This window comes from Nostoc sp., assembly GCF_036917575.1.
GTDB lineage: Bacteria > Cyanobacteriota > Cyanobacteriia > Cyanobacteriales > Nostocaceae > Nostoc.
In genome coordinates this window covers 44,082-54,808 of sequence record NZ_JBALDC010000044.1, presented here as the reverse complement: position 1 = coordinate 54,808, position 10,727 = coordinate 44,082, and the positions used below count along the sequence as shown (strand labels likewise).

The following is a 10,727-nucleotide window of genomic DNA, read 5'->3' as shown; positions in this document are numbered from 1 at the left end:
GGAAACGTCGCTTTTTCGCGCTCCGCTTCCAGCACTTATTCAATATAGCGAACCCCATTCATTGTGTCAACTATTTTTCCCAAAATATTTTGGGAACGTTTTTCTATCCCCTGAAACTATCTACAGTGCTGGATTCTAGGCAACAATAGTTTATGCACTGTGTTGACGTAAGGATGGAACAAGCGTGAATTTTCAGTCGGTAATAAGTTTATTGCATCATTTCTGGGGCGATCGCGGTTGTCTTATCGCCCAGCCTTACGATATTGAAAAGGGGGCTGGTACTAAAAACCCACAGACCTTTTTAAGAGCTTTGGGACCAGAACCTTGGGCTGTTGCCTATGTTGAACCTTGTCGTCGTCCTACCGATGGACGCTACGGCGATAACCCCAACCGTTTCCAACACTATTATCAGTATCAAGTTCTCATTAAGCCGTCACCAGATAATATTCAGGAGATTTATCTTGATTCTTTGAGGGCTTTAGGTATCCGTCCTGAAGACCACGATATTCGGTTTGTAGAAGATAACTGGGAAGATGCAACTGTGGGAGCTTGGGGTACTGGGTGGGAAGTATGGTTGGATGGGATGGAAGTTACTCAATTTACCTACTTCCAACAGTGTGGAGGAATTGATTGCCGTCCGGTGTCGATTGAGATTACATACGGGTTAGAGCGGCTGACAATGTATCTCCAGCAAGTAGAAGCATTTACAAAGATTCAGTGGACAGACAACATCACCTATGGTGATATTTACCTTCAGGGAGAGATTGAGCAGTGTATTTATAACTTTGAAGCGTCGAATCCTGAGTCGCTACTGACACTATTTAATTTGTATGAGCAGGAAGCTACCCAATTGACGGAGCGAGCATTGGTCTTGCCTAGCTTAGATTATGTAATGAAGTGTTCGCACACATTTAATCTGCTGGATGCTAGAGGTGTAATTTCAGTGACAGAGAGAACTCGCTATATTGCCAGGATTCGGCATTTGGCTAAGAAAGTAGCTCATTTATATGTTGAGCAAAGAGAGAAGTTAGGTTTTCCGTTACTCAAAGATTTAAAACCAGTCATACAGCCACCTGTTTTACAGCCAGTTGTGCAGCAACTTGTTTCACAGCCAGTCTTATCACAAGCTGTTTCAGAGTCTACAGTTAAATCTCGTTACCAATATATTATTGATTGGCTGTTTTTGATTCCAATTATCTCTTATGTCTTTTGGCTTATACTTTCATTGTTTCGGTAGAAAAGTGTATGTATCAAACAATACAACCATCCAAGTACTTGTTACCTAGCTTTAGTAAGAGGATGTTTGTAATTTACCTGCGCGAGTACAAGTCGCGGCTACACAAACAAAACCTGCCTTTGCAAGTTAGCAAACCCTTGATTTTACATTCTCTAAGCTAGGTATATCTTGATGATGTGGCTATTATTGAAGGTCAGAAATACCGTTAAACCTTGAGTCTAGAACATTAAAGCTACAACGATGAGGCCCGCCTGTGCGGGCTTTGTTTGTATAAACTTGATGGATTATATTTCACCACAAGGATAAAAATTTTTCGATGTTGGTGATTATTAGAGATAAAAAACTTACGCATCAGCACTTTAAGCGCAGATAATAAGAGTTTGGAATATTTTATTTTTGAATTTCATAATCAAATTCAGCAATGCCGATTTTTCTTTATTGCTGCCCTAGCTATTTTTAAGTCAGCTGCAAATTCGGGTTATCAAGTGCTTTTACAAAAATCTTATGATTCAAACCAGTGGTGTAATTATTTGTGTTGGCTACATTTTTGGGTTGCTGTTTTCAGCAGTTCCATGGGGTGGTGTATGGATTTTGGGGTTGGGGATAGTAGGAGCAATTATTTTTAGAAGACGCACTATCTTACAGCAACTAGCTCAGAAATCAGAAAATGCTGGAACCAAAACAAAGTCAGTGTCTAATAATTGGCAAACTATTCCCCATCCTCGAATATGGCTAGCTGCTGGCTTGATGGGATTTTTGGCAACTCTATATTTTCAATGGCGAGTGCCACAACCGGGTGCAAAAGATATTAGTCAATTTGTCCCACCTGGAAATAGCAGCAATCAAGAACAACTTGTGATTGTACGCGGCGAAGTGGCGAGTAATCCGCGTTTAACTCGCAGTCAGCGAGGACAATTTTGGCTGGAAGCGACTCAGCTAGATGAAGTCAAAAATGATAAAGGTTCAGCGGGTGTTCCACAAGGGGTTACAGGCAAATTATATGTGACAGTGCCTATACTTCAGGCTACTGGTTTATACCCTAGTCAACAAATTGCTGTGACTGGGATTTTATACAAACCGAAAGCGGCTTTTAATCCTGGTGGTTTCGATTTTCAGAAGTTTCTCAAGCAGGAAGGAACGTTTGCTGGTTTGATTGGGCGACAAATAAATGTTTTGGATCGGGAACGTAAATGGGGATGGTGGCAAATTCGGGAGCGGATTGTGCGATCGCAAGTTCGTTGGTTGGGTATTCCTGAAGGGCCTCTTGTGAGTGCAATGGTTTTAGGTAGCAAAGCTGTTGATTTACCTTATGATATCCGTGATTTATTTGTACAAGCCGGATTAGCTCATGCTTTAGCAGCTTCTGGGTTCCAAACTTCTTTAATTTTGAGTGTGATTTTACAGTTAACAAGACGAGCAACAAAAGGAACACAATTTACTCTTGGTTTTTTAGCTTTAATCATTTTTTTGAGTCTAACAGGGTTTCAACCTGCGGTTCTCAGAGCCGTAATTATGGGTTTTGCGGCATTAGTTGGTCTGCTATTAAAAAGGAAGGTAAAACAGTTCGGATCGTTACTATTAGCAGCAACTCTGTTATTAGTGTTTAATCCTCTATGGATTTGGGATTTAGGTTTTCAATTGAGTTTTTTAGCAACACTAGGATTAGTTGTAACAGTACCCGCATTAGTCAATCGCCTAGCATGGCTACCACCTGCGATCGCTGCTTTGATTGCTGTTCCCCTAGCTGCCACTATTTGGACTTTACCTGTGCAACTTTTTGTCTTTGGAGTTGTACCATCTTATAGTCTGTTATTAAATGTGGTTAGTACGCCATTAATTTCGATCATTAGTATAGGTGGAATTATCAGTGCGTTAGTAGGTTTAGTTTGGACTGACGCAGGAAGCTTTTTAGCCGGGGTCTTACATTACCCTACTGATTGGCTAATTAAACTAGTGGACTTTTTTAGCAAATTGCCTGGAAGCTCTGTTGCGGTGGGCAGCATATCTACTTGGCAGCTTTTGGCAATTTATGTACTAATTATATTGGTCTGGCTAGTACGTTGGTGGCAAAGACGGTGGTGGTTTGCTAATATAATTGCGATTGGTTTAGTATTCATCCCGCTTTGGCATTTTAAAAATACATTGTTTAGAATAACTGTTTTAGAATCTGGTACAGAACCAATTGTAGTTGTTCAAGATCGAGGTACTGTAACTGTAATTAATAGTGGTGATGAAGGTACAGGACGTTTTACAATTCTACCGTTTTTACAACAGCAAGGTATAAATCAAATAAATTGGGCGATCGCAACTGATTTCCAAGGTAATGAAAGTAATGCTTGGTTTGAATTAATGCAACGTTTACAAATCAATAATTTTTATGAATATTCACCCCAAATAGATAATTCCATTACAACTCAGGCAATTCAACAGGAATTGCAAAAAAATCAAGGAATTTATCAACCTTTGGCAGTTGGTCAAGCTGTGAAAGCTGGTTCGATAGTAGCGCAATTAATCAATGACCAATTACCCATTTTACAATTGCAAATATTAGACCAAAATTGGTTATTAGTAGGTAATGTTAAATCAAAAGAGGTACAGCAATTAGTTAAAAATGGAGGTCTGACTCGCCCACAAGTGCTTTGGTGTGCGCCTGAATCATTGAAAGATTTAGTTATTGCTTTGCAACCACAAGTAGCGATCGCTTCTTCTGCCAACTTTGATTCAAAAACTTTATCTGAACTGAATCAAAGCCAAACTAAACTGTTCTTTACAGGACGAGATGGGGCAATTCAATGGACTCCTAATGGTCAATTTGAGGCATTTATTGAATCAACAGAAAATAAGTCATCTGTTTTATAAAAAACTCATAAATTTAGTGAATAAAAAAAGTTGTATCAAATTATATAACAATCTATTTTTACAGTATTCGTGAAGAATATAGCTGTTTCTTTAACTTTTTGTGTGGTAAACCAGAGTGATGAAAGATGTATCTCAGTTTTGGGAATACTAGATTTAGCACCAAACTTCACAGAAAGGAGTTGATGTCTAAAGGCGAATGGAATAACAGATCGAAAAATACAGTTCCCTTGGAATTACCCAAAAAATACCTAAAACCAGTGAAGCGTAATACAATTACCCATGAATTTGACTCTGGTTCACAAGCAGAAATAATACCTCCACAAGAAAGTGATGACCATTTGTCAGAAGCGTCTAAGCTACTAAGGCAAGGAATTCAACAGCAGCAAGGTGGCGAATTAATAACGGCTATGAAGTCTTTACAACAATCCTTGGGGTTGTTTCAGGCAGTTGGCAATTTAGAAAAACAGGCACAGGTACTTTCTTTTTTAGGATTGGTAACTTACAGCGCTGGAGACTACAAAAATGCTATATCTTACTCCCAACAGTGTTTGTCTTTGCTCAATAACACTTCAGATCTAGGATTGCAAATGCAAGCACTTTCCCATTTAGGCAATGCATACCGTCATCTGAATGACCATAAAAAGGCTATTGAGTTTCTAGAAAAATGTTTGAAAATAACACAACAGTTGCAAGACAAACGAAGTCAAGTTGCGGCACTCAATAATTTGGGATTGGTGTATAAAGCTTTAGGCAACTTTAGCCAGGCTATTGAGTATCAGCAGCAAAGTTTAGAGATTGTGCGGGAACTCAAAGATAATTGGGGCGAAGAACAGGTACTCAAGAATTTGGGTAATGCTTGGTATGCTTTGAACAATTACCCAAAAGCGATCGCTTATTATGAGCAATGTGTAGTACTATCACGCTCCTTAAAAAATGTTCGCAGTGCTTCTCAGGTACTAAAGAATCTGGGCAATGCTTGTTATGCTTTAGGTGATTATACTAAAGCGATCAAGTATTATGAAGATCGCTTGCAATTAGCCAAAGAAATTCAAGACAAGCGTAGTGAAGAACAGTCTTTAAGTAGTTTAGGAGTTGCTTGTGAAGCTTTAGGTGACTATAACAAAGCAATTACATATTATGAAGAGCGTTTGCTGTTAGCTAGAAATATTAAAGATCGTCGCAGTGAAGAACAAGCTCTTGCCAGTCTGAAAATCGCTTGCTACGCCCTGGGTGATTATGCCAAAGCTATGCAATATCAGCAGGAAACATCTTCAAATAGTTAAAAAGTAAGATTGCAAAACAATTCAAAATTACTCACATAGATCAATGCATTCTCTGCATTTACCTGCATTGGTATGATCGGCGACAAGTGGGGTATGTGACATGGTTTCTCCCCAGCATCTTAGGACGGCACTGCTTTTATCATGACTGAATTTTGTCTCAAATTAACTGATACAATAAGATTTGTATAAATAATTAAGTATTCAGCAAAAGTTTATTGTTCCGATCAATATCCAGCCAGAGGGCTATTTAAATCAGATATAATAGCTGGCGCTGATGCCAAAATTGTGACTTTCATGAGCAGCGAAACCCAACTCAGCCTCTTTGGCGACTCAACTTTTAATCAACGAGAACTGATTCCTACAGACGGTAAAATTCCGATCGCTCCCGGAACTTATTCTGCCATAACGGAGTTGACACAGGATTGCGATCGCTGTCACCGTTGTGCGTTGGGAGACACTCGTACTCATGCTGTTGTCGGACGTGGCAATCTCAAAGCACCAATTATGGTTGTGGGAGAAGCGCCAGGTCAAAATGAAGACGAAACCGGCTTACCATTTGTAGGCAGATCGGGACAATTGCTGGAGAAAATTTTGGCATCAGTGAATCTGACTACTGAGCATGATGTATATATAGCCAATATAAATAAATGTCGTCCACCAGATAATAGAGTTCCCACTCCTGTAGAAGTAGCGGCTTGTCTACCCTATCTACTAGAACAAATTCGCTTAGTTGACCCTAAAATAATTTTGTTAACGGGCGCAACTGCTGTCAAAGGGATCACTGGCGATAAGCGGGGGATTACGAAAATTCGTGGACAATGGCTGGAGTGGGAAGGACGTTTATGTATGCCAATTTTTCATCCTTCTTACTTGCTGCGTAACCCTTCTAAAGAAAGAGGTGGGCCAAAATGGTTGATGTGGCAGGATATCCAGGCAGTGCGTGCTAAGTTAGACGAAATTCAACATAACAGTTAATGCTTAATTGTCTGATTCCCAGTTAGAGACTGGGAATACCTTCGTCCTAGAGGCTGCGCCTCCCTTGCTGGCATCAGAGCGCTTATAGAGATTTACCTCCTGAAAAGGCACTTATTATATAAAACTTAATTTTCTCCCAAGGCATTAGGGAAAGTTAGGGAGGGGTAAAACTAAAGCTAGCGCGCCTCTTGACAAGGGGCACGCTAGCTAGCACGGGTGAGGTACTTTGGTTATTGGTAATCGAGCAGACTCGATATTACCTTTTACCTTTTAGACGCGAAATTTCAAGTCTCTATTCGTCGTCAAAATCATCTTCGTCGTCTTCCTCTTCTTCCTCGTAATCGTCGTCGTCTACTATTTCGTCAGCAATTAATTCATCTTCTTCATCTAGAATTGACCTTTCTGCACGTCTGCTACCAAAGCCAGATTCTCCAAGAGTAGGAGAATCTAAATTATAGGTGCGAGCTGTGCGATCATCTAAGACCATATCTAAGGGATCATCAACTTCATCTAACACACTACTGGTAATTTCAGCAGCATAATCATCGATCGCTCCTGGTTCTTCATAGGTATTGTATCCAGTACCAGCCGGAATCAATCGCCCGATAATCACGTTTTCTTTTAATCCGCGCAGCCAGTCAGATTTGCCTTCGATAGCGGCTTCGGTGAGTACTCGTGTTGTCTCTTGGAAAGACGCCGCAGAAATAAAGCTGTCGGTGTTCAGCGATGCTTTAGTAATCCCCAACAATACTGGGGTATACTGTGCCCTAGCACCGCCTGTAATTGCCATAGCTTCGTTCACCTGCTCGACTTGGCGCAGTTCCACTAATTCGCCAGGAAGCATTGTGGTGTCACCACCATCATCAATCCTGACTTTGTTGGTCATCTGGCGAACAATCACTTCAATATGCTTATCGGAAATATCAATCCCTTGAGATTGGTACACCATTTGCACTTCATTCACTAAGAAAGTCTGTACCTTTTGCAAGGCAAGGCTAGCACAAGCATAGATTCCGTCTTCAGAACCCAAGCTAAAAAAGATTTCCAAAATTTCATGGGGATTGGATGGGCCATCGGTCAATGGTTGTCCTACTAATACTGTTGATCCATCTGGCACAATCAAATTTTGTCCTGGCCCCAGAGGATAATCTGTCACCACACCATTTGATTCTACGACTTTGATGGCGATCGCTTCATCACCATCACCGTAAACTACTTTAACTTCTCCGCCCCGCCGACATAAGATGCACGCTTCTTTCGGTTTACGAGCTTCAAGTAGTTCCTCAATCCGAGGCAAACCTTGAATGATATCTCCGGTTTTGGCGCGTTCAAACACCAGTAACACCAAGTTATCACCCCGTTGTACCAAATCGCCGTCTTCTATCTGCAATACAGCACCAGGGCTGACTCGATAAGGGCGACCGATACGGGTAGTAATAACGTAATTTTTAGTACTTAATGCTGATTCCTCACCAGATGCAGCAGCGACACTTTTAATATCCACTACTTGCCCTGATTCTGGGGTAAAAACTCCAGGAGCAACTTCTGTACCTTCTACTAGCAAGTCACCTACTTTTACCTTTGGCTGAGTACTAGTATTAATGGGAAGCCTGTCAGCATCGCGCAACACCAAACAACGACGCACGTTTTCAGTTCCTTTTTGGACACCCCGCACTTCTCCGCCTTCTTTACACAAGATTTGGGTACGTGCGACTACAGAACCTGGGGCGATAGTTAGCCCATCATGAACCTCAAGTGTCGTCTGGGTACTACCTTGGGTGGCATCGGCGGTAATGTCTCGACGAATTACCAAGGATTCCAAAATTACTAGTTGTAAACGTTGAACTTCTAGGTCTTCGGTATCCTCTACCAATTCAATATCTGCTGCCAATGGTGAAGCATTATGGTCTTGTTCTCCTTCTTGCTCAATTTCCAGCACTAACTGGGTTCGTAGCAGTTCCACACCTTCAACAGATTTGACGCGTTCTGAATCTTTATAAGGTAGTCGCTGCACCGCTCTTAATTGAATCGATCGCCCAGTTTGTTGACTTACCGATGTAGTTGATGGCACATCTGGATTATCAGGGACGGCAAACTCAACTACTGGACGGCTCAACAGAGCGGGTCCTTCTGGTGTCTCTACATACTGGATATAACGCAATTCCGTGGCGGTATTGCCTTGGAATTCTTCACCTGGTTGGATAAAGGTGTTATCTCGCCCGATAACTGATTCGGGATCGTCCACCATCAGCAGTTCCCCTGGCTTCACCACCACTTCCCGCAGGATGTCGTTTTTCTGGGTCACTTCTACCACACCACTGTTTTGGCAGAAGATATCCTTCACAACTTCGGTGCCAGCTTCGACAAACTGACCGTCTTCCACCAATAGTAAGGAGATATCTTTATTAACTTCGTGGCTTTCTTCGGGAATCCACAACAATGTACCGCCCTGCACGACTTCATAACCCAGCTTAGCTTTGCCTTTTTTCTGGACTTCGACACCTGCAAATTTCAAAAATCCACCAGTGGTTGTGCGATAGCGGTCATCAATTAACTCAGCGACCACTTGACCATTTTGCACTTTTGTGCCTGGTGTTGCCCTGAGGTTAAATACCTGATTGTTACCTGTAGAAACTAAGTAGTTATTGCGACCCTGAGAACTTTGGACTGTCACCGTTGCCTGATCTAAGACTACAGAAGCGGTGATAATCTCAATTTCTCTGGTACTTTTACCTGGGGTAGCTTCGGGTAAGCGCACTACACCACCGTGTAAACTGGTTAACTTGGTTTCTGCTAAAACTCCATTAGAAGCGATCGCATCACCATTTTTCACCACCAATTCTGCACCCGGTGGCAAGTTGTAAACTTCTCCAGATAAAATCCAAATCAAACCACCGCGTGCGGCTGTGGTTGTAGTATTACCCTGACGGTCGGTTTTTTGTTCTGGAACTACTTCGGCAAATTGGACTTCCCCTGCCAAGTCAGAAGCAACATCTTTAACGGCTTTTTCTGTATTAGTCCGAGTTGTACGTCCACCGAGGGCAACCTCTGCCAACAACTGACCTTGTTTTACCTGATTTCCATCAAATACATATAGTGTTGAACCTTGAGTTAGATGAACTTCTTGATTTTCTGGGGTAACATCACCTACTTTTTTTGGCTCCAAAAGTAAGATACCATTAGCCTCAACATAGAGGGCATCTTCCCCGTGGCGGGTGCGATACGTTCTAGTCTTCAGTTTGCGGGGAAGCTTAACAGTTCCATCGATTTTAGAACGAACTTGTTGCGCCACTTCTCCAGTAAACACTCCACCTGTGTGGAATGTCCGCATGGTTAACTGAGTACCAGGTTCACCGATACTTTGGGCGGCAATAATCCCTACAGCTTCGCCCAAATCTACCATCTTGGCGTGGGCCAAACTCCAGCCATAGCAGTGTTGACAGACAGAACGTGCAGCTTCACAAGTTAGTGGCGATCGCACCACAACTTCTCCCACCCCAGATTTTTCAATTTCCTTCGCCAAATCCTCAGGAATTGGGGTATTGCGTGGTGCAATCACTTCTTTTGTCACCGGATGCACTACATCTTCGCCAATTACCCGTCCCATCAAGCGGGTTCCTAGAGGAATCAAGGTTTTGGCTCCTTCTGTCATTGGTCCAATAGTAAGACCTCTAGTGGTACCGCAGTCAAATTCCCTAATAATTACATCTTGGGATACATCCACCAATCGGCGGGTGAGATAACCAGAGTCAGCCGTCCGCAAAGCAGTATCCACCAATCCTTTTCTGGCACCGTAAGACGAAATAATGTATTCCGTCACAGTGAGTCCTTCACGAAAGTTGGTTTTGATGGGCAAATCAATAATTTCCCCTTGAGGATCTGCCATCAGTCCTCGCATTCCCACCAATTGCCGCACTTGAGAGATATTACCCCGTGCCCCAGAGAATGCCATCATATATACGGAGTTTAGGGGATTAGTCTTCTTGAAGTGGACGACTACTTCATCTTTCAAAGCTTCACTAGTACCGTTCCAGGTATCGATTACCTTTTGGAAGCGTTCTACTTCCGTGATTTCTCCCCGTTGGTAACGGGTTTCAGTGGCGCGAATTTCTTCTTCGGCCGCTTCTAAGAGCAATCGTTTAGTTGGAGGCACCATCAAGTCATCTACACTGATAGAAACCCCTGCTTTAGTAGCATAGCGAAACCCCAAATCTTTCAATTTGTCAGCCATTACTGCGGTTCGCGCCGTACCATAGTACGTAAAGGCCCAAGAAATTAATTTTTGTAGTTGACCTTTGTTAACTACGCGATTGCGAAAAATCATTTTTTCAGTCATTAGTCATTAGTCCTGAGTCATCAATAATTAATAATTC

4 protein-coding genes and 1 pseudogene are annotated in these 10,727 nt (G+C 42.1%); 4 read left to right on the top strand and 1 reads right to left on the bottom strand.

Annotated features, from left to right (window positions below):
- Positions 1-184: 184 nt before the first annotated feature.
- The 4 genes and pseudogenes from glyQ to V7K79_RS11665 form a co-directional block, all read left to right on the top strand.
- A pseudogene (glyQ, locus tag V7K79_RS11680) lies at positions 185-1,051 on the top strand (glycine--tRNA ligase subunit alpha); the annotation flags it as partial.
- Between the two features lie 690 nt (positions 1,052-1,741).
- Entirely contained in the window at positions 1,742-4,096 is a 2,355-nt protein-coding gene (locus V7K79_RS11675) for a ComEC/Rec2 family competence protein (protein WP_335047753.1), read from the top strand.
- Between the two features lie 182 nt (positions 4,097-4,278).
- Positions 4,279-5,379 carry a tetratricopeptide repeat protein gene (locus V7K79_RS11670; RefSeq protein ID WP_335047750.1) on the top strand — a complete coding sequence of 367 codons (1,101 nt, stop codon included), beginning with the start codon at positions 4,279-4,281 and terminating at the stop codon, positions 5,377-5,379.
- Positions 5,380-5,673: 294 nt separating this feature from the next.
- Positions 5,674-6,354, top strand: coding sequence for a uracil-DNA glycosylase (locus tag V7K79_RS11665; protein WP_335047748.1), 681 nt, complete (start codon positions 5,674-5,676; stop codon positions 6,352-6,354).
- A 292-nt stretch (positions 6,355-6,646) separates the two neighbouring features.
- Here V7K79_RS11665 and V7K79_RS11660 read toward each other — a convergent pair whose 3' ends face one another.
- Positions 6,647-10,690, bottom strand: coding sequence for a DNA-directed RNA polymerase subunit beta'' (locus tag V7K79_RS11660; RefSeq protein ID WP_335047746.1), 4,044 nt, complete (start codon positions 10,688-10,690; stop codon positions 6,647-6,649).
- Positions 10,691-10,727: the final 37 nt, after the last annotated feature.

Coding starts and splice junctions, on each gene's coding strand:
- V7K79_RS11675 (WP_335047753.1), top strand. CDS start 1,742: ATGATTCAAACCAGTGGTGTAATTATTTGTGTTGGCTACATTTTTGGG.
- V7K79_RS11670 (WP_335047750.1), top strand. CDS start 4,279: ATGTCTAAAGGCGAATGGAATAACAGATCGAAAAATACAGTTCCCTTG.
- V7K79_RS11665 (WP_335047748.1), top strand. CDS start 5,674: ATGAGCAGCGAAACCCAACTCAGCCTCTTTGGCGACTCAACTTTTAAT.
- V7K79_RS11660 (WP_335047746.1), bottom strand. CDS start 10,690: ATGACTGAAAAAATGATTTTTCGCAATCGCGTAGTTAACAAAGGTCAA.